Genomic DNA, 17,803 nt, shown 5'->3' with positions numbered 1-17,803 from the left:
TTTTTCATTCGGCTGCGGATTAGGGCAGCTGCAGCACGTCGAGGCGAACCGCCGGTGCGGCATCCTCCTCTTCCTGCCAGCCGGCAGGCTGCACCGGCAGCGTTTCACGGTCAAAGGCGAGATCGCCGCCGTCCACGACCGCATCGCCGTGCTGGATACCTTTGAAATCGAATAGTGCGGTATCCGCCAGATGCGACGGCACGACGTTTTGCATCGCGCTGAACATCGTCTCAAGCCGTCCCGGATAGCGCTTATCCCAGTCGCGCAGCATATCGCCGATTATCTGACGCTGCAGGTTCGGCTGCGAACCGCAGAGGTTGCACGGAATAATCGGGAACCTGCGCGCCTCCGAGAAGCGCACGATATCTTTCTCCCGGCAGTAGGCCAGCGGGCGGATCACGATATGCTTGCCGTCGTCGCTCATCAGCTTCGGCGGCATGCCTTTCATTTTCCCGCCATAGAACATGTTTAAAAACAGCGTCTGCATAATGTCGTCGCGATGGTGGCCCAGCGCGATTTTCGTGCAGCCCAGCTCGGTGGCGGTGCGATAGAGAATGCCGCGGCGCAGGCGCGAACAGAGCGAGCAGGTGGTTTTGCCTTCCGGGATCTTCTCTTTAACGATGGAGTAGGTATCTTCCTCGACGATTTTGTATTCGACGCCCAGCGATTCCAGATATTCCGGCAGGATATGCTCCGGAAAGCCCGGCTGTTTCTGGTCGAGGTTGACCGCCACCAGCGAGAAGTTAACCGGCGCGCTCTGCTGCAGATTGCGCAGGATCTCCAGCAGCGTATAGCTGTCTTTGCCGCCTGACAGGCAGACCATTATGCGGTCGCCTTCTTCAATCATGTTGTAGTCGGCGATAGCGGCGCCGACGTTGCGACGCAGACGCTTCTGGAGTTTGTTGAGGTTGTACTGTTCTTTCTTGTCAACCGATTGATTTTCTTGCATTAGGTAATATCTCAGCAACCAAAAGAGGGCAGATAACGCGCAGCGCCTCGGCGCGCTATCCTGCTATTCAGCATAGCCAGCAGGCAAAAGTATGCCGCGTATGGTACGGATTACGGCGGCGAATGCCAGCACGTTTTATCGCTGGGTAAAATCACATACGAAATTTTGCGTGTCTGGGATGATGGTCGCCCAATGAAGCGAATTGAAAGAGTGATGGCCAATAAATTTTTTTCATTATTTCACCCTCTCGGCCATAAAACACTTTCGATTCATTCAGTCATTTAAAGGAGGATGCGGACTCGGGAGAATCTTAAGGGCGTGTAATTTGAGCCTGGCGTAAATCCTGGTTTTTTATTTTCTGTTAAAATATCCCTCTAATTATAAATGGTTGTATTTTATAATTATCATCCAGGCTAAACGACTAATTAAAAAGGTCTTTTCATGATTTTATTTTTTTCTCTCCGGTAATTGCCTTAATTATTTTATTTAACCCTTTTTCAATAATGCCGATTACTTCTCAAATGACTTAAGTCAAACTGGCGCATGTAAGTTTCTTCACTACAGTTATATCGAAATGTAACCGAGCTCATCCATTTCACCATAAAATCCTGTCAGACATCGGGAAGGCGCTGACAGGCCTCTTTGCTTTACACGGTACGTTAACCTTTAATGTCCAAGAGGATGTCAATGAAACTCAAACCCCTTGTTCAGAGTCTTGCACTCTGCGGGCTACTCACCACGCTTCCCGTCCAGGTCTTCGCCGATGCCAGCCAGAAAGATGCCGCTTCCGCGACAAAACAGGCCAATGATGCGCTCTACCAGCAGCTGCCTTTTGACAACAAGACCGACTTTTCCGACGCACATAAAGGCTTTATCGCCGCGCTGCCCGACGCGGTAATCAAAGGTGAAGGCGGCAACCTTGTCTGGGATCCGAAAAAATACGCCTTCATCAAAGAGGGAGAGAAAGCGCCGGATACCGTCAACCCCAGCCTGTGGCGGCAGGCCCAGCTGATCAATATCAGTGGACTGTTTGAGGTCACTGACGGTATTTATCAGATCCGCAACCTTGACCTGTCCAACATGACGATTATCGAGGGCAAGGAGGGCGTAACGGTGGTCGATCCGCTGGTTTCGGCGGAGACGGCCAAAGTGGGGATGGATCTTTACTTCAAAAATCGCGGCCAGAAGCCGGTCGTGGCGGTGATTTACACCCACAGCCATGTTGACCATTACGGCGGCGTGCGCGGCGTGGTGCGCGAAGAGGATGTGAAGTCGGGCAAAACTAAAGTCTATGCGCCGGCGGGCTTTATGGAGGCAGCGGTAGCGGAAAACATTATGGCCGGCAATGTGATGAGCCGCCGCGCCAGCTATATGTATGGCAACCTGCTGCAGCCTGATGCGAAGGGCCAGGTTGGCGCCGGACTGGGCACCACTACCTCAGCGGGTACGGTAACGCTGATCGCGCCGACGGACTATATCACCCACACAGGTGAAAAGCGCACCATCGACGGGCTGACCTACGACTTTATGATGGCGCCAGGCTCAGAAGCGCCGGCAGAAATGCTCTGGTATATCGAAGAGAAGAAAACTATCCAGACTGCGGAAGACGTCACCCATACGCTGCATAACACCTATTCCCTGCGCGGCGCCAAAATCCGCGAGCCGCTGCCCTGGTCTAAATACATCAACGACGCCATCAACCGCTGGGGCGGCAAGGCTGAAGTGCTGATGGCTCAGCACCACTGGCCCACCTGGGGCAACGATAACGTCAATAACCTGATGAAGAGCCAGCGCGATCTTTATCGCTATATCAACGACCAGACCCTTCGCCTGGCGAACCAGGGCTACACGCGCGATGAAATCGCATCGATGTTCAGGCTGCCGCCGTCGCTGGCCAACACCTGGGCCAACCGTGGTTATTACGGTTCGGTGAGTCACGACGTCAAGGCGACCTACGTGCTCTATCTGGGCTGGTTTGACGGCAACCCGGCCACGCTCGACGAGCTGCCGCCGGAAGAGGGCGCGAAAAAGTTCGTCGAGTATATGGGCGGTGCGGACGCCATCCTGCAAAAGGCGAAAGCGGACTATGACAAAGGCAACTTCCGCTGGGTGGCGCAGGTCGTCAGCAAGGTGGTCTTTGCCGATCCCGATAACCGGGCGGCGCGTGAGCTGGAGGCCGATGCGCTGGAGCAGCTGGGCTATCAGGCGGAGTCCGGCCCGTGGCGCAATTTCTATCTGACCGGCGCGCAGGAGCTGCGCAGCGGCGTGAAGCAGCTGCCGACGCCGAATACCGCCAGCCCGGATACGGTGCGCTCGATGACGCCGGAGATGTTCTTCGACTATCTGGCGCTGCACGTCAACGGCGAGAAGGCGGCCAACCTGAAGTCCGTGCTGAACGTCGATTTTGGCGGCGAGGAGGGGATGTACAAGCTTGAGCTGGAAAACGGCGTGCTGAACCATAGCGCGGGCGTCAGGGATGAGAAGGCGGACGCCAGCATCAGTATGTCCCGCGACACCATGAACAAAATCCTGCTGCGTGAAGAGACGCTGAAGCAGGCGCAGGACAAGGGCGAAGTGCAAATTAACGGCAATGCGCAAAAGGTAGACGAGCTGCTGGGCAGTCTCGATAAGTTCGAGTTCTGGTTCAACATGGTCACCCCCTGATGGTCAGTTCCCCCTGCCGCCTTAAGCAGGGGGCATTCGGCCGGCTTGCTTCATCTGAACGTTGAAACAGATATGCGCCTGCATGCCCGGATACCTGTCCTGCCGCGGCCGCACTCGGCTGTCAGGCCAGTTGGGCGAGCTGAACCTGCAAGTGGTGAATTAATCCTGCGCTCCGCGCAGTCTCAGGAGAAAAGATGAAATTAATGACCTGTATAAAAGCTCTACGCCTGCCGCTGGCAGGTATCCTGCTTATCAGTTTTACTGCGGCTGCCAGCCCCCTCGAAGGTGCGGCATTCGCACTGCGTCAACAGGTGATGATTAACGATCTCAGAACGCACTGCCGCATCGGACAGGGAGTTTCAGACGAGAAAATCCGCAGTACCTTTCTGGCCGACTCTGAAAATCATCGCGCCATTATCAAAGCGGCTGATGCCCTGAAGGCCGGCAACCGGGAACAGTATGCCCGTTCACTGTCTGAAATCCGCTGTCCCTCCATGCTTTGATAACGGCGTGCTGACTCCAGCATTATCAATGCAAGCTAATGCCACCCTCACCCAGGGGCGTCGGGCTGGGCATCAATTACGGGTATTTGTCGCTTTCAGTATCGAGGGCAGCGCGCGTTTTTCTCAGCTCTGTAATACAGCCTGACAGCGGTTACTTGAGCTTAAGGCTATCTCGCTTCAGAAACCAGATCGCCAGCGCCAGCGCCAGAAATCCCGCCGCGCCGATCATGACCATGCGCCAGCCGCCAGCGTGCCACAGTATGCCCGCCAGCGCTGAACCCATCGCCGCGCCGATAAAGTTAGAGACGACAAAGATGGTGCTCAGGCGACTACGCATCGCCGGATTAATTGAAATGATGCGTGTCTGATGCAACACATTTAATGTCTGTACGGCGATATCGATCAGGATAATCGCCAGGACGATCAACCCAATGCTGTTGCGGCCCCAGGCGGCGACGCCGATAGCGGCGAGGGCCAGCAACAGCGCCAGACCCGTCGCCGTCACCGAGTGCCCCCGATCGTGCAGAATGCCTGCCCGTCTGGCCATCAGCGCGCCGGCCAGTCCTGCCAGCCCCGTCAGGCCGATCTGGCTGACCGTATAAGAGTAGGGTGCAGCGCTTAACAGAAAGGTCAGGCTGGTCCAGAACATGGTGAAAACCAGAAAGCCGCAGGCAGCGATAAGCAGGGTAATACGCACCGTTGCGCTTTCCGCTATCACCGACAGCAGCGAGCGCATCAATGCTCTGTAGCTGAGATGCTGGCGAGGAATATCGGCTGGAAGCATACGCAGCATCAGGAGCGACAGGATGAACGCGCCGCCCGCCGCGATAAAATAGACCGCACGCCAGCCGAGCAAATCGGCAATCACTCCGCTGACGGTTCTCGACAAGAGAATGCCGATAAGCATCCCTGAAATGATAGTGCCCAGCACCTTTCCCAACTGGGAGGGGCTCGCCAGATCGCCGGCAAACGGCGTCAAAAGCTGGCCAGCGACGGTCGTCAGCCCTGTCAGCGCCATTGCCGCCATCAGGAGTGGCATCGAGGGCGCAAGCGCTGTCAGACAAAGCGAAAGCGCTGAGAGAAAGAGGATGGCAGGAATCAGCCTGCGGCGATTGCGGATGTCACCCAGCGGCACCAGCAGCAGAATGCCGGTTGCATAACCCAACTGGGTAAAGGTGATTAGCATACTGGCTGAGTCTGGCTGAGCGCCAAATGAGAGGGCGATATCATTGAGCAGCGGCTGTGCCCAGTAGAGATTACCGACCGCCATCCCGCCCGTGATGGCGAACAGCAGGATGAGCATGCGGTTTAAAGCTGACTTTTCTGACGTGCCGATACTCTCAGGGCTATTGATCTTCACTCAACCTCCATTTCATCCGTTATGGGCTAATTCCCCCCTCTTATGGCTCAAATCTCTGCATAACCAGCCCACCACTGAGGCGCGGCAGAGGAATTTCCCCAATGACACGAGCCATATGATCCGGATGTTCAATAATAGCCTGCTCCGTCCTCGACGTACGAGCCGCGCGACTTTTCCCTCCCCTCAGATAATACAAAAGCCGCCATCGCTGGCGGCTTCGACATAATCTCAGCGCGATAAGCGCCGGCAGCCAGGCTGCCGTTGGCGCGGTGGTATTAACTCGCCGCCGCGGTCTTCATCGCCGCACGCTGCGGCAACAGCCAGAGAAACGCGATGATAATCAGCGCCAGCGTCAGTGAGGCGCTGTAGCGGCTCAGCGCAAGGCCGCCCGATGCGACGGGCTTATCCAGGAAGTCGCCCACCACCGCGCCAAGCGGTCGGGTCAGGATAAAGGCCGCCCAGAACAGCGCGGTGCGCGAAAGCGAGGTAAAGCGGCTGGCGGCCCAGATAATGGCCAGCGCGCCGACGAACAGCAGGATCCCGCCGTCGTAGCCCAGTCCTTCGCTGTCTGCGGTCCAGTCGCCTAACGCCGTGCCCAGGGTTTGCGAGAACATAATAGTGACCCAGTAAAAACACTCGGTCACGCCGTTGTTGACGGAATTCACGGCGATAGTGCCGCAGGTAATGCGCCAGATAAACAGCGAGAGAACCAGCAGCGTGCTCAGCAGCAGCGTGCCGCCCAGATAGCCTATCCCCAGCGAGCGATCGGCAAAGTCCGCCAGCGTGGTGCCGACGGTGGTAGTGGCGACCACGGTAAACCAGTAGATCCACTTATTAAAGCTGTGGCGTTTAATCTGCACCACGACAGCGACTAAAAAGATAATGGCGAAAATCAGCGTACCGGTCAGGTAGCCCAGATTCATCGACATGGTCACCGCATCGCCGCCGGTTTCACCCAGCGTGGTTGCAGCGATTTTGGTTAACCAGAACGCCAGAGTAACGGCAGGTACTTTGCTGAGGGTTTGAGAATCTGCGATCTTATTTTGCATGAGGGTAGGCTCCGGAAAAGCCCGATCTGGGCTAATACAGCGTCCACTTTATAGGATTATTCTTAAGCAAAGATTAAGCGCTATGAATGCATAAGCGAAATTATGAAGCATGCAAAAGCGCTGCTTAGCACGGACATAGAGAAGGCCCGCCTGTTCCGTCAGCCGCTTCGACTGGAAGGGCGGACAGCAAACCGCACTCCGATCGCGCTGCCAGTCAGCGCGGGCAAGGTGCGTGCAGGGCGGTTTTTAAGTTTGCTTAACAGGGCGGCTGACGGCATTAACGCCGCAGTAACGCGCTTGCTATTCTGGATGAACCACCCGCAATCCCGACCAGCAGCGCTCCTCGGAACGGGTGACCAGAATAGAGGAGTCTTTGCTCAGCGTGTTGACCAGAAGAACGATCCGGTCCATTAAAATGCCGATAGTCTCACTGCCCGCGTAAACAAAATCATTGGTTGGCAGGGCGTAGGTGATCCCTTTGTCGCACATAACATTATGCGAAAAGCCGTTTTCCAGCATAGTAATATGCAGTTCAATGCGCGTTTTCTCACTCTGCTCTTTAAGCTCGACCTGGATGGTATAGCTGGTCATGATGATACCCTGATAATATGTAATTTAAGAATTCTTAAATTATAGAGCATGGGCTGGATAAAATATCTGCAATTAAGATATGTCTTAGCTCAGACGCATGGCCATGAGTTTGCTCTGGGTCCGGGCTTCAGCGGCGCAGTCGCCGTAGCAGACCGACGATCAGCTTCGTCAGCTGATTATTGAAGACTCCATCGCCTCTTACCCAAACGTATGCGCCTGTTCCGTTAACTCAGCGCGTAATGGCAGCAGCTGCGCCAGGCGAAACGCCTGGAGTAAACAGGGCGGGGCTGCGCCAGTGTGTTATAAACAAGACATAACTCAGAAAAGGGTCGATGAGTAGCGTAACAGCATGGTGCCTGACCGAACCGGCAAACGCGGATCTCAGGTATCCGGCTCTGCGCTGTACGATAAACCTGGCAGGATAGTCTATTGAAAAACGATCGCCGCAGCGCCGCCTCACTGATCATGCTACTGAGCTTTAGCGCGGTAGTGGGCGTGGCGCTGCTCTCTCTTTTTGCCCGGCACTGGGGCGAGTTTGTGCAGTACTGTCTCACCCTGCAGATTTCACTGCATCGCTATCTGGTGCAGTACCTGCTTCTGCAGCGCGACCATCACATCAAAGGCGGACTGCTGCTGCTGGCAGGCAGCTTTGCCTACGGGTTTCTGCATTCGGTCGGCCCCGGCCACGGCAAGTTTGTCATTACCACCTGGCTGGCCACGCACCGGGAAAAACTCAACGCCAGCCGCCTGATTACGCTGGCAGGCAGCCTGATGCAGGGCGTCGTCGCGGTGCTGTTTGTCCTTATTCTCGCCATCTCGCTAAATCTCTCTATGGGCGACCTCAGCGTAAGCCGCTTCTGGATGGAAAAAGCGAGCGCAGTGCTTATCGCGGGATTTGGTCTCGCGCTCATCGGACGGGCGATCGGTCGCGATCGCCTGCGACTGTTCGGTGCCAGAGCGTCGAGCCATCAGCATGATGCGGCCTGCGGCTGCGGGCATAAGCATCAGCCCAACGCCGCCGATCTCACTGGCGGCTGGCGCAATGCGGCCTGGGTGATTGCCGGTATCGGCATCCGTCCCTGTAGCGGGGCGCTGATGATCCTGGTCTTTGCCAACGCCGTAGGCATGTTCAGCTGGGGCGTCGCGGCGGTGATGGCGATGTCGCTGGGCACCGCGGTCTCCATTATGATGCTGGCCACCTGGGTGCATCACCTCAGGGAGTGGATGCTTGCCGCGAACCGTCCCGCGATAATGCGCTATGCGGCCTCGCTGGGCAGAGTGGCGATAGTCGCGGGCGGCATGGCGCTGATCCTTTTTGCGGCGGTGCTGTTTTCCACCGTGATCCCGGTCAGTGCGAACGGCGATTTTATCACGGCAGGCTGCTAGGCCGTCTGACGTAAACCCTTCACCAGCAGCGTGAACACCTGAATGACTTTCGGCAGCGCCTGCTGCGGATCGTCGCTGGCGGCAATCCACTGGGCGGCATTGAGCGCGGCGCTGTTCAGCAGGCAGGCGGTGGCGTCCGGATCTACCGTTTTAATGACGCCGCGCTCGAGCATCTCGGCAATGCGCTGCCGGGTGGATTCAAGGCAGCTGTTCTGGCTTGGCCACTGGGCCGGATTGCCTAAGAAAGCGGGGCCATCCAGCAGCACGATGCGCCGCACTTCCTCATCCAGCGCCATCTTGATATAGGCGACCCCTTCCGCCAGCAGCTTTTCCCACTCATCTTCAGCCTCCGCCGCGGCATCCCTGGCGCGCTGCGCCATCTCGCTATCTATCTGTGTAACGACAGCGGCAAGCAATCCTTTTTTATCGCCGAAATTATGATAGAGCGCGCCGCGCGTCAGATTGACGCTGGCGGTCAGCTCATCCATCGATGCGGCGGCAAAGCCCTTTTCCGCAAAGGCTTTTCGCGCGGCGGCAATTAGCCTGGCGCGGTTTGCCTCCATGGTTTCGGCGCGGCGTGTTACAGCCATAGCTACTCCTTTGTCACATACGTAGCGTATCTGAATTGACATACGGGGCGTATGTGTGATTAGTTTTACATACGCGGCGTATATTAAATTATTTATACCGGCTGCGCATCCCGCTTCCTGCCCTTACAGAAGGAAATATCATGAACCAGCCTCAACCCGTTTTCCCGGCTAACCGCCACGCGCTCTATGAAGAGCATGGCTATTCCGCCGCCATCCGCTCCGGCGATTTGCTGTTTGTCTCAGGGCAGGTCGGCAGTCGCGCCGACGGCACGCCGGAGCCCGATTTCGCCGCGCAGGTGCAGCTTGCCTTCGACAACCTCCGGGCGACGCTGGCCGCCGCCGGATGCACCTTTAACGATCTGATTGACGTCACGACCTTTCATACCGAGCCGGAAAAGCAGTTCCCGACCATTATGCAGGTCAAACACGCCATATTCCCCGAACCGCCTTACCCGAACTGGACGGCCGTTGGCGTCAACTGGCTGGCAGGCTTCGATTTTGAAATCAAGGTGATTGCCCGGATCCCCGCCCAGTAAACAGGGCGACGCCTTTACTCCAATGCTGTCGCCTGATGGAGCAGCAGCGCCGCGACACGCTGCCGGAGCAGACCGTGCCTGGCGGCGGCCATCTGGACAGCGGCGCCGGGCTGCCGTATCGGCTCAGCGCCGTGGAGGGGGTGCAGCTCGCCTCAACGGCCGCCGGGCATCTACCGCGCGTCGCGCTGGTGACGCCGCAGACGCGCCGCCCGCATCGTGCGCCGGTACAGGCCGGGAGGGATGCCGTATTGACGGCTAAAAGCCCGGGTAAGCGTCTGCTGCGACTCAAAATGATAGCGGACGGCAATATCGGCAATGCGCCGATCGCTGGTTATCAGTTCGCTGGCGATCGCTTTCATGCGTTCCAGACGGATAAACGCGCCGAGGCTGATGCCGTAAAAAAGAAGAAAGCGCCGGTTTAAATACCACTGTGAATAGCCAAACCGGGCGGCGATATCCCGAAGGAGCAGGCGATGAGCAACATTTTCCCTTATCCAGCGCGCAAGGTCGGCGTATAGCTGCTGTTCTGGCAACATAGAGAGACTCCCTGTGGGGCTTTAGCTGGCGTCTGTCGCGAGATCAAATGAGATAGAGCGCCCAGGCTAGCAGATAGACCGTCACGCACGCTAAATAGACGGCGACAAGCGTGAGCAGGTCCTTTGTGGAATACATCATCAAAAGCTGTAGGTGATGGCGAGCGTGCCCACGCCTTCGCCGCGGCGGAATACCACCGGACTCTCCGCCGCACCATCGCCGAGCCAGCTGTAGCCTGCGCTGACCAGGCTTCCCCAGTTGGCATCAAACTGATGACTCCAGCTAAGCGAGGTTTGCACTCCATAAAATCCGCCGGGCGCACGGTAGCGTTCAAAACCGGCGCGGCGGCTTTGCGCGGCGCTGACGCCATACCAGCTGTTCATATAGCGCGCATCGCCGAACAGCGCCGCCGACTGCAGCGCCAGGGTATCGCTGGCGGATTGCAGCGGCACCAGCGTCAGCGACGCCTGATAATTGACGCCTTGACTGTCGCTGAGCGGCAGCACCGCCTTGCCCTCAGCGCTGAGCCAGGGCGTGATCTGCCAGCCCAGCGCCAGCGCAGTATTGACGCTGGCGTCGATGTTGCCCATGCCTTTAAGCCTGTCGGCGCCGTCGCGCCAGTCGGCGTCTTTATCGGCGCGGCCCAGGCTGTAGCCCAGCGTATGCTCAAGGTAGAAGCCGCCGTCGCTCTGCAGATCGTAGCCAACGCCTTTCTGGGCATCGGCAAAAAAAGCGCCGCGCCTTGCCTGAAAAATCGGCACCGGCTGCAGCCGCATCTTATCGGAGCCGCTGTAGCGCGGCGCATACTGCGCGCCAAGGCCGACCATTACGCCATCCTGCGTCCCGCCCTCATCTGCGCGCGCCGCGGCGCTGGCGAGCAGTGCCAGTCCGGCCATGTACAGCGTCGTATTTCTGGTTATCATCATGCCTCCTCGTCATCCGTTTTCTCCGCCCCTTGACGGGCGATCGCACCGCCAGCCGCAACTATCCGGCGGACGTGTCAATAAACGGCCAGGGATTTATGAAGAAAGTGTCAAGGTGAGCCATGCAGAACAAAAAGATTCTGATTATCGAAGACGACGCCAGCGTGGCGGAGGTGCTGGAAGCCTATCTGCGCCGGGAAAACTATCTGGTCAGAGTGGCGGCGGACGGCCTGTCCGGGCTGGAGCAGGCCGAGCGCTGGCGGCCCGATCTGGTGCTGCTCGACGTGATGCTGCCCGGCCTGAACGGCACCGAGGTGCTGGCAAAGATCCGACGCGGCAGCGATGTGCCGGTTATTATGGTCACGGCGATGGGCGATACGCCGGATCGCATCGGCGCGCTGCGCTACGGGGCGGATGACTACGTGGTCAAGCCTTATCATCCCGGCGAGGTGGTGGCGCGCGTGCAGGCGGTATTACGCCGCAGCCACCCGAAGCCGCCGGCGGAAGAGGTGCTGAGATGGGGGGCGCTGGAGGTCAATACCGCGGCCATGACGGTGACGGTGGAGCGGGGAGAGGGCGTGGCCAGCCTCGACATCACGCCGACTGAATTTTCCTTGCTGGCCACGCTGATGCGCGCGCCGGTGCGCGCGCTGAGCCGCCAGTATCTGCTTGAGCAGTGCCTGCCCGAAAGCGACGCGCTGGAGCGCGTCGTGGATACGCACATCTATAACCTGCGGCGCAAGCTGGAAGCGGCGGGCATCGTCGAGGTGCTGCTGAACGTGCGCGGCATCGGCTACCGGTTCCGGCAGCCATGAAAAAAACGCATCCGCAAACCCTGTGGCGCTGGCTCTGCGTCCGCATTCTCACCCTGGCGATCGGCACCGTGGTGCTGATCGCGCTCTGCATGTGGCTGCGCTTCACGGCGCAGTATCTCTGGATCACCTGGCATATGCCGCCTGATGTGCTGAAAACCTTTTTGATCCTGCGTGAGAATCCGCAAATCGATCCTGCTCGCTTTCACCAGATTGTCGATAGCTGGTGGGGCATTCGCTATTCCGATCCCTCTATCGCCTCGGCCGACTGGATCACCGTCGGCATTCTGGTGCTGGTGACCATTCCGTTTATCGCCTATTTTGGCCTGCGTCACGCCCGGCCGCTTTCGGCGCAGTTCAGCCAGCTCAGACGCGCCGCGGAGAGCGTAACGGAGGGGGATTTCGGCGCGCAGGCCGCGCTGACGCCGGGCGCGCCGGCGGAGCTGGCGCATCTGGCGCAGAACTTTAACGCCATGACGCGACAGCTGGCGCGCTATGACAAAGAGCTGCGCGCCTCTCACGTCGCTATGGCGCATGAGCTGCGCTCGCCTCTGACGGCGGCGATGGTGCGGCTGCAGGCGCTGATCGACGGTGTATTCACGGCGGATCGGCGTCAGCATGGGCTGATCATGGAGCAGTTAAGCTGTCTGCGCAGGCTGATTGATGAGCTACATCTGCTTTCGCTGGCCGACGCGGGGCAGCTCAGCCTGGACACCAAACCCTGTAATCCAGCAGATCTGCTGCGCGAGCGCCTGCTGTGGATCAGGCCGCAGCTTGATGCGGCGGGCATGCGCGCGGAAATTGGGGTAATGGAGAACACGGTGTTGAATATCGATCCGTTTCGGCTGGGACAGGTATTAACCATCCTGCTGGAAAATGCGCTGCGCTATGCTGGCGCCGGCGGCAGGATAATGCTCAGCGCCCGCCGCTGCGATGAGGGATATGAAATCAGCGTTCAGGATAGCGGCCCCGGCGTGCCGCCGGCCTTTTTGCCGGTTATGTTTGAGCGCTTTACGCGCGGCGAAGCGTCACGGGCGCGTCACTCCGGAGGCAGCGGGCTGGGCCTCTCTATCGCCCAGGCGATCTGTCAGGCGCACGGTGGCGCCATCGCGGCGTCGCTTCCGCCTGAGGGCGGTCTGCGGATGCGCATTCTGCTGCCCGGAGACCTTTCTTGACACCGTCTTGATGGTTCACCGCAAGAATCTCGATAATTAAGCGGTGTAATGGCGCAAACATTACGAAGGAACTGCGCCATGTCTGATGAAGTTACCGCCCTGATCGAGCAGGGCGCCGGGCATTTGCTCGTGACCCGCCATCTCAACTGGCTGCCGCTGCTGCCGGGGCTGATGCTGATGGTCGTCATGCTGACCGGCTGCGATCGGCAGCGGCCCGCCAGCGCGCCGCCGCCGCCGCGTCCGGTCAAGTGCGTGACGGTCGCGCCTGCCGCCGTCACGGCGCCTCTCCTGACCGGCGACATACGCGCCCACGATGAAACCACGCTGAGCTTCAGGCTTGAGGGCAGGATCCTGACGCGCAGCGCCGAGCCGGGCGCGCGATTCCGGCGCGGCGACACCCTGGCCACCCTCGACAGCCCGCTGGCCCTTAGCCAGATGACGCGCGCGCAGGCGGACCTCGACAGCAGCCGCGCCGCCGAAAAAGTCGCGGCGCTTACGCTGCATCGCATGCGTCTGCTGATGCCGTCCGGCGCCGTCGCGCGGGCGCAGCTCGATTCCGCTGCGGCTGACTGGCAGGCCGCGCTGTCGCGGCTGCGCAGCAGCGAGGCGGCGCTAAAGAACGCGCAGGAAAACCTGCGCTGGCGCGCGCTGACCGCCCCCGATGATGGAATAGTGATCGGCGTCAGCGCGTCGGCAGGCCAGGTCATCAGCGCCGGAGAGGCGGTCTATAGCGTCGCCTTCGGCAGCCGTCGGGACGTGGTATTTGACGTCGCCGCGCCCGACAGCGTTTCCCGGCGGCCCGGCGCGGTTTTTCACGTCGCGCTGCTGCGCAATGCTGCCGTCGCCACCACCGGCCATCTGCGCGACGTCAGTCCGCAGGCCGATGCCCAAACGCGCAGCTGGCGGGTACGCGTCACGCTGGATAACCCGCCGCCGGAGATGGTACTGGGCGCAAGCGCGACGATCGCGCTGCCCGCAGCAGAGGGCGAGCCGCTGATAAGGCTGCCGGCCGCCGCGCTGACGCGGCTGGCGGGAGAGCCGGCGGTGTTCGTGCTGGATCCGCTGCGAAGCCTGGTCCGCCGTCGCGCGGTGCGCATCGCTGGCTATGCGTCGGAGTCGGTGCTGATTCGCGCAGGCATTGCGCCGGGCGAGCGAGTGGTGACGGCAGGGGTCAGAACCCTGCGCGACGGCGAGCGGGTGACGCAGACAGAAGGAATAGCTTTATGATGCCCGCCTTCAATCTTTCCGCCTGGGCGCTGCGCCGCCAGCAGCTGATGGCGTTCCTGATGCTGCTGATCGTGGTGGCCGGCGTCATCAGCTACCAGCAGCTCGCGCGCAACGAAGATCCCGCCTTCACCATCAAAACGGCGGTGGTCTCCGCAGCGTGGCCCGGCGCGACCCTTGACGACACGGTTCATCTGCTCACCGATCCGCTAGAGAAGAAGCTGCAGGCGATCCCCATGCTCGACTACGTTCAGAGCGAAACGCGCGCCGGACGCAGCGTGATCTTCGTTAATTTGCGCGATGAGACGCCGCCGGAGCGGGTGGCCGATATCTGGTATCAGGTACGAAAAGCGATGCAGGACATCGCGCCCGCATTACCGCAGGGCGTTCAGGGCCCCGCCGTCAACGATGAGTTCGAGGATACGTTCGGCACTATTTACGGCTTCACAGGCGACGGCTTTAGCCTGCGGGAAGTGCGCGATCGCGTCGAGGCGATCCGCCGCGACCTGATGAGCCTGCCCGACGCAGGCAAAGTGCAGCTGCTGGGCGAGCAGCAGGAACAGCTGGTGGTCGCCTTTTCACCGCGTCAGCTCGCATCTATGGGGCTGGATCTACAGCAGGTTGCGGACGCCCTGCGCGCGCAGAATGTGGTGGCGCCAGCAGGGACGGTGCGCACGCCGGAGGATAATATCGCCCTGCGCGTCAGCGGCGCCTTCCGCAATGAGGCGAGCCTGCGCGCGGTGACGCTGCGCCTCAACGGGCGCTATGTGCCGCTTACCGATATCGCCACGGTGACGCGCAGGGTGGCGGAGCCTCCGGCTCCGCTGTTTCGCGTTAACGGCCAGCCTGCTATTGGCCTGGCCATTTCCATGGCGCCCACCGGGAACATGCTGGCGTTCGGCCAGGCGCTGCGCGCGCGTATGCGTCAGGAGGGCACGCAGCTGCCGCACGGCATAGAGATGACCCAGGTTGCCGATCAGTCGGCGGTGGTGAAACAGGCGGTCAGCGGATTTCTCCGCGTGCTCGCCGAAGCGGTGGTTATCGTGCTGGCCGTCTCCTTTGTGTCGCTGGGGATGCGGGCCGGTCTGGTGGTGGCGGCTGCCATTCCACTGGTGCTGGCGATGACCTTTGCCTGTATGCATCTGGCCGGTATCGGTTTGCAGCGCATCTCGCTTGGCGCGCTGATTATCGCGCTGGGTCTGCTGGTCGATGACGCCATGATCGCGGTGGAAACGATGGTGGCGCGCCTCGAAGCGGGTGAATCGCGCACCGACGCTGCGATCGGGACCTTTCGCGCGACGGCCTGGCCGATGCTGACCGGCACGCTGGTCACCATCGCGGGTTTCATTCCGGTTGGCTTTGCTGCCTCGAGCGCCGGCGAATACTGCTACACCCTGTTTGCGGTGGTGTTTATCGCGCTGCTCTGTTCGTGGATCGTGGCGGTGCTCTTCTCGCCGCTGACCGGCAGCTGGCTGCTGCCCGCCCGACTGCCGCCGCAGGCGTCGGGCAGCCGCGGGCTGAGCGCGCGCTATCGCCGCCTGCTTGAGCGCATTCTCCGGCATCGGCTTATCACCCTTGCTCTCGCGCTCGCCGCGCTGTTGCTGGCGGGCGTGGGCGCCACTTTTATGCAGGGCGAATTTTTTCCCGCCTCCGACCGGCCCGAACTGCTGGTCAGCCTGGCGCTGCCGGCGAACGCCTCGCAGGCGGCGACGCTGCGTCAGACCCAGCGGCTGGAGCGCGCGCTCTCCGCCAGCCGCGATATCGCTCGCTACTCCGCTTACGTCGGAAGCGGGGCGGTGCGCTTTTATCTGCCGATGGAGGTTCTGCTGGAGGATGAAAACACCGCCCAGCTGGTGGTGGTGGCGAAAGACCTGGCGGCACGGGCGCGGCTTCAGCGCTATCTCGCCGCGCTGCTCGCCCGGGAATTCAGCGATATCACCACCCGCGTGTCGCCCCTTGAGCTGGGGCCGCCGGTCGGCTGGCCGGTGCGTTATCGCATTAGCGGCCCGGATTACGCACGCGTTCAGGCGCTGGCGGAACGGCTTGCCGCCGCGCTCGGCCGATCCCCTCTGACGCGTGAGGTGAATCAGACGGCGGGCGAGCCTGAGCGGGTGGTGACCCTGAAGGTGAATCAGACGGCCGCGCGCGCGGCAGGGCTCTCCTCAGAGCAGATCGCCCGCTATCTCAACACCCTCTGGTCTGGCGCGACGATCACCCGCGTGCGCGATAGTGACCGGCTGGTTGACGTGCTGCTGCAGGGCAACGCGGCGGAAAGAAACGATCTCAGCAGCCTCCAGGCGCTGATGATAACGGCGCCGACGGGCGTGAAAATCCCGCTGGCGCAGGTCGCTACGCCGCAGTGGGGGCTGGAGGATCCGGTGATCTGGCGTCGCCAGCGCCTGCCGTTTATCACCGTGCAGACCGACCTGCCGCCCGGCCTGCGCGCCGAAGCGGTGTCGGCCGGCCTGCGCCCGATCCTCAACAGATTTAGCGCCAGCCTGCCGCCAGGCTACAGCATCAGCGAAGAGGGCGCCGTAGCCGAGTCGAACAAGGGCAACGGATCGGTTTTCGCCGTGCTGCCTGTCACGCTGCTTTGCATGCTGACGCTGCTGATGCTCCAGCTTCAGCGCTTTTCCCGCATGCTGCTTGCGCTGCTGATGGCGCCTTTTGCCCTGCCGGGCATCGTACTGGCGATGCTGCCGAGCGGCACGCCGATGGGGTTTGTGGCGCTGCTGGGCATTATCGCGCTGGCGGGCATGATTATCCGCAATGCGGTGATCCTCATCGCCGAAGCGGAGAGCCAGCTAAGCGCGGGACGCCCCTGTAACGAGGCGATCGCCGCCGCCGCCATGCACCGCGCGCGACCCGTGCTGCTGACCGCCAGCGCCGCCATTCTGGGCATGATCCCGGTTTCGCATCAGATTTTCTGGGGCCCGATGGCGCTGGCGATTATCGGCGGGCTGCTTGCCGCGACGCTGGTTATCCTGACGGTGCTGCCGGCGGCGCTCAGTCTGGTGATGCAGGCGGAAGCAAGTGCCAGGGCGAGGCGCGGGTCCGACAGATATCCGTCTGCGAGCTGACAGGGCCGCCAGCGAGGCGTCCCTGTCAGAACTATGTCAGGCGCGGCCTTCGACCAGCACAAAGGTGCCGGTGGCCGCGCCCGCGCGCAGCGTTCGTGCGGCCTGGTAGGCCGGGCTTTCGTAGAAGCGCTTCGCCTCGGCAAAAGAGGCGAAGGCGAAAATCACGTGCCGCTCATGCGCTTCGCCTTCCAGATTTTCATATTGCCCGGACCAGGCGACGATTTCCGGGCCGAATTCCCGCATCGCCTCGCCGGCCGCGCTGGCGTATTCCGCGTAGGCCGCGGCGTCCGATACGGTAACGTGAGCGATTAAATAACCTTTTGCCGTCATGATAAGTACCTTCATTAGTTAACAGAGCTTTAAAAGCAGGATGCAAAGCGAGTTTATTGAGTATTAAACTGCGCATAAATGGGTGAAATAAGAACGC

The 17,803-nt window shown here is 60.4% G+C and carries 16 protein-coding genes and 1 pseudogene; 8 read left to right on the top strand and 9 right to left on the bottom strand.

What is annotated here, in order from left to right; translation table 11 throughout:
- Positions 1-19: 19 nt before the first annotated feature.
- Both ttcA and AC6I7Z_RS10440 read right to left on the bottom strand, forming a co-directional pair.
- Positions 20-949 (bottom strand): tRNA 2-thiocytidine(32) synthetase TtcA, encoded by a 930-nt coding sequence (ttcA, locus tag AC6I7Z_RS10445; RefSeq protein ID WP_497814162.1) that lies wholly within the window; start codon positions 947-949, stop codon positions 20-22.
- Positions 950-1,022: 73 nt separating this feature from the next.
- Positions 1,023-1,091: pseudogene (locus AC6I7Z_RS10440) on the bottom strand (hypothetical protein); the annotation flags it as partial.
- Between the two features lie 545 nt (positions 1,092-1,636).
- Between AC6I7Z_RS10440 and AC6I7Z_RS10435 the strand changes: the two are divergent.
- Entirely contained in the window at positions 1,637-3,613 is a 1,977-nt protein-coding gene (locus AC6I7Z_RS10435) for an alkyl/aryl-sulfatase (RefSeq protein WP_497814161.1), read from the top strand.
- A 194-nt stretch (positions 3,614-3,807) separates the two neighbouring features.
- Positions 3,808-4,116, top strand: a complete 309-nt coding sequence (locus AC6I7Z_RS10430; protein ID WP_497814160.1) for a YicS family protein — start codon at positions 3,808-3,810, stop codon at positions 4,114-4,116.
- A gap of 151 nt (positions 4,117-4,267) precedes the next feature.
- Here AC6I7Z_RS10430 and AC6I7Z_RS10425 read toward each other — a convergent pair whose 3' ends face one another.
- From AC6I7Z_RS10425 to ghoS, 3 genes are all read right to left on the bottom strand, one after another.
- The gene (locus tag AC6I7Z_RS10425) at positions 4,268-5,476 is read right to left on the bottom strand and encodes an MFS transporter (RefSeq protein WP_497814159.1); all 1,209 of its coding nucleotides are present in this window, start codon (positions 5,474-5,476) and stop codon (positions 4,268-4,270) included.
- A 275-nt stretch (positions 5,477-5,751) separates the two neighbouring features.
- Positions 5,752-6,525, bottom strand: coding sequence for a COG4705 family protein (locus AC6I7Z_RS10420; RefSeq protein ID WP_497814158.1), 774 nt, complete (start codon positions 6,523-6,525; stop codon positions 5,752-5,754).
- Between the two features lie 300 nt (positions 6,526-6,825).
- Positions 6,826-7,116: a type V toxin-antitoxin system endoribonuclease antitoxin GhoS gene (gene ghoS / locus AC6I7Z_RS10415; RefSeq protein WP_497814157.1), complete on the bottom strand. Its 291-nt coding sequence runs from the start codon at positions 7,114-7,116 to the stop codon at positions 6,826-6,828.
- Between the two features lie 465 nt (positions 7,117-7,581).
- On the opposite strand from ghoS, the gene AC6I7Z_RS10410 reads away from it, so the two are divergent.
- Positions 7,582-8,502 carry a nickel/cobalt transporter gene (locus AC6I7Z_RS10410; protein WP_497815426.1) on the top strand — a complete coding sequence of 307 codons (921 nt, stop codon included), beginning with the start codon at positions 7,582-7,584 and terminating at the stop codon, positions 8,500-8,502.
- On the opposite strand, the gene AC6I7Z_RS10405 is transcribed toward AC6I7Z_RS10410, so the two are convergent.
- Entirely contained in the window at positions 8,499-9,092 is a 594-nt protein-coding gene (locus tag AC6I7Z_RS10405; RefSeq protein ID WP_497814156.1) for a TetR/AcrR family transcriptional regulator, read from the bottom strand. The genes AC6I7Z_RS10410 and AC6I7Z_RS10405 overlap by 4 nt on opposite strands.
- Before the next feature lie 140 nt (positions 9,093-9,232).
- On the opposite strand from AC6I7Z_RS10405, the gene AC6I7Z_RS10400 reads away from it, so the two are divergent.
- A complete protein-coding gene (locus AC6I7Z_RS10400; RefSeq protein WP_497814155.1) occupies positions 9,233-9,628 on the top strand; it encodes a RidA family protein in 396 nt (131 codons plus the stop codon).
- Positions 9,629-9,798: 170 nt separating this feature from the next.
- Here the strand turns inward: AC6I7Z_RS10400 and AC6I7Z_RS10395 are convergent, their stop codons facing one another.
- Positions 9,799-10,164 carry a helix-turn-helix domain-containing protein gene (locus AC6I7Z_RS10395; RefSeq protein WP_497814154.1) on the bottom strand — a complete coding sequence of 122 codons (366 nt, stop codon included), beginning with the start codon at positions 10,162-10,164 and terminating at the stop codon, positions 9,799-9,801.
- 138 nt (positions 10,165-10,302) lie between these two features.
- Positions 10,303-11,085 carry a MipA/OmpV family protein gene (locus tag AC6I7Z_RS10390; protein WP_497814153.1) on the bottom strand — a complete coding sequence of 261 codons (783 nt, stop codon included), beginning with the start codon at positions 11,083-11,085 and terminating at the stop codon, positions 10,303-10,305.
- A gap of 122 nt (positions 11,086-11,207) precedes the next feature.
- On the opposite strand from AC6I7Z_RS10390, the gene AC6I7Z_RS10385 reads away from it, so the two are divergent.
- The 4 genes from AC6I7Z_RS10385 to AC6I7Z_RS10370 all read left to right on the top strand — a co-directional run bounded on the left by AC6I7Z_RS10385 (position 11,208) and on the right by AC6I7Z_RS10370 (position 17,376).
- A complete protein-coding gene (locus AC6I7Z_RS10385; protein WP_497814152.1) occupies positions 11,208-11,900 on the top strand; it encodes a response regulator in 693 nt (230 codons plus the stop codon).
- Complete coding sequence (locus AC6I7Z_RS10380; RefSeq protein ID WP_497814151.1) at positions 11,897-13,072, top strand: sensor histidine kinase; 1,176 nt, start codon at positions 11,897-11,899, stop codon at positions 13,070-13,072. Before AC6I7Z_RS10385 ends, AC6I7Z_RS10380 begins: the two co-directional genes overlap by 4 nt.
- A 78-nt stretch (positions 13,073-13,150) precedes the next feature.
- Positions 13,151-14,299 carry an efflux RND transporter periplasmic adaptor subunit gene (locus AC6I7Z_RS10375; RefSeq protein ID WP_497814150.1) on the top strand — a complete coding sequence of 383 codons (1,149 nt, stop codon included), beginning with the start codon at positions 13,151-13,153 and terminating at the stop codon, positions 14,297-14,299.
- Positions 14,296-17,376, top strand: coding sequence for an efflux RND transporter permease subunit (locus AC6I7Z_RS10370; protein ID WP_497814149.1), 3,081 nt, complete (start codon positions 14,296-14,298; stop codon positions 17,374-17,376). The genes AC6I7Z_RS10375 and AC6I7Z_RS10370 overlap by 4 nt, the downstream gene beginning before the upstream one ends.
- 36 nt (positions 17,377-17,412) lie before the next feature.
- On the opposite strand, the gene AC6I7Z_RS10365 is transcribed toward AC6I7Z_RS10370, so the two are convergent.
- Positions 17,413-17,706, bottom strand: a complete 294-nt coding sequence (locus AC6I7Z_RS10365; RefSeq protein ID WP_497814148.1) for a DUF1330 domain-containing protein — start codon at positions 17,704-17,706, stop codon at positions 17,413-17,415.
- Positions 17,707-17,803: the final 97 nt, after the last annotated feature.

Source organism: Pantoea sp. X-Soil-MYKO-1289, assembly GCF_059730625.1.
Note: the sequence above shows the minus strand (reverse complement) of the source record. Positions and strands in the feature narration are given on the sequence as shown.

Bases quoted from the DNA above. Each gene is read 5' to 3' on its own strand.
- ttcA (WP_497814162.1), bottom strand. From the start codon at position 949: ATGCAAGAAAATCAATCGGTTGACAAGAAAGAACAGTACAACCTCAAC.
- AC6I7Z_RS10435 (WP_497814161.1), top strand. From the start codon at position 1,637: ATGAAACTCAAACCCCTTGTTCAGAGTCTTGCACTCTGCGGGCTACTC.
- AC6I7Z_RS10430 (WP_497814160.1), top strand. From the start codon at position 3,808: ATGAAATTAATGACCTGTATAAAAGCTCTACGCCTGCCGCTGGCAGGT.
- AC6I7Z_RS10420 (WP_497814158.1), bottom strand. From the start codon at position 6,525: ATGCAAAATAAGATCGCAGATTCTCAAACCCTCAGCAAAGTACCTGCC.
- ghoS (WP_497814157.1), bottom strand. From the start codon at position 7,116: ATGACCAGCTATACCATCCAGGTCGAGCTTAAAGAGCAGAGTGAGAAA.
- AC6I7Z_RS10410 (WP_497815426.1), top strand. From the start codon at position 7,582: ATGCTACTGAGCTTTAGCGCGGTAGTGGGCGTGGCGCTGCTCTCTCTT.
- AC6I7Z_RS10405 (WP_497814156.1), bottom strand. From the start codon at position 9,092: ATGGCTGTAACACGCCGCGCCGAAACCATGGAGGCAAACCGCGCCAGG.
- AC6I7Z_RS10400 (WP_497814155.1), top strand. From the start codon at position 9,233: ATGAACCAGCCTCAACCCGTTTTCCCGGCTAACCGCCACGCGCTCTAT.
- AC6I7Z_RS10395 (WP_497814154.1), bottom strand. From the start codon at position 10,164: ATGTTGCCAGAACAGCAGCTATACGCCGACCTTGCGCGCTGGATAAGG.
- AC6I7Z_RS10390 (WP_497814153.1), bottom strand. From the start codon at position 11,085: ATGATAACCAGAAATACGACGCTGTACATGGCCGGACTGGCACTGCTC.
- AC6I7Z_RS10385 (WP_497814152.1), top strand. From the start codon at position 11,208: ATGCAGAACAAAAAGATTCTGATTATCGAAGACGACGCCAGCGTGGCG.
- AC6I7Z_RS10380 (WP_497814151.1), top strand. From the start codon at position 11,897: ATGAAAAAAACGCATCCGCAAACCCTGTGGCGCTGGCTCTGCGTCCGC.
- AC6I7Z_RS10375 (WP_497814150.1), top strand. From the start codon at position 13,151: ATGTCTGATGAAGTTACCGCCCTGATCGAGCAGGGCGCCGGGCATTTG.
- AC6I7Z_RS10370 (WP_497814149.1), top strand. From the start codon at position 14,296: ATGATGCCCGCCTTCAATCTTTCCGCCTGGGCGCTGCGCCGCCAGCAG.
- AC6I7Z_RS10365 (WP_497814148.1), bottom strand. From the start codon at position 17,706: ATGACGGCAAAAGGTTATTTAATCGCTCACGTTACCGTATCGGACGCC.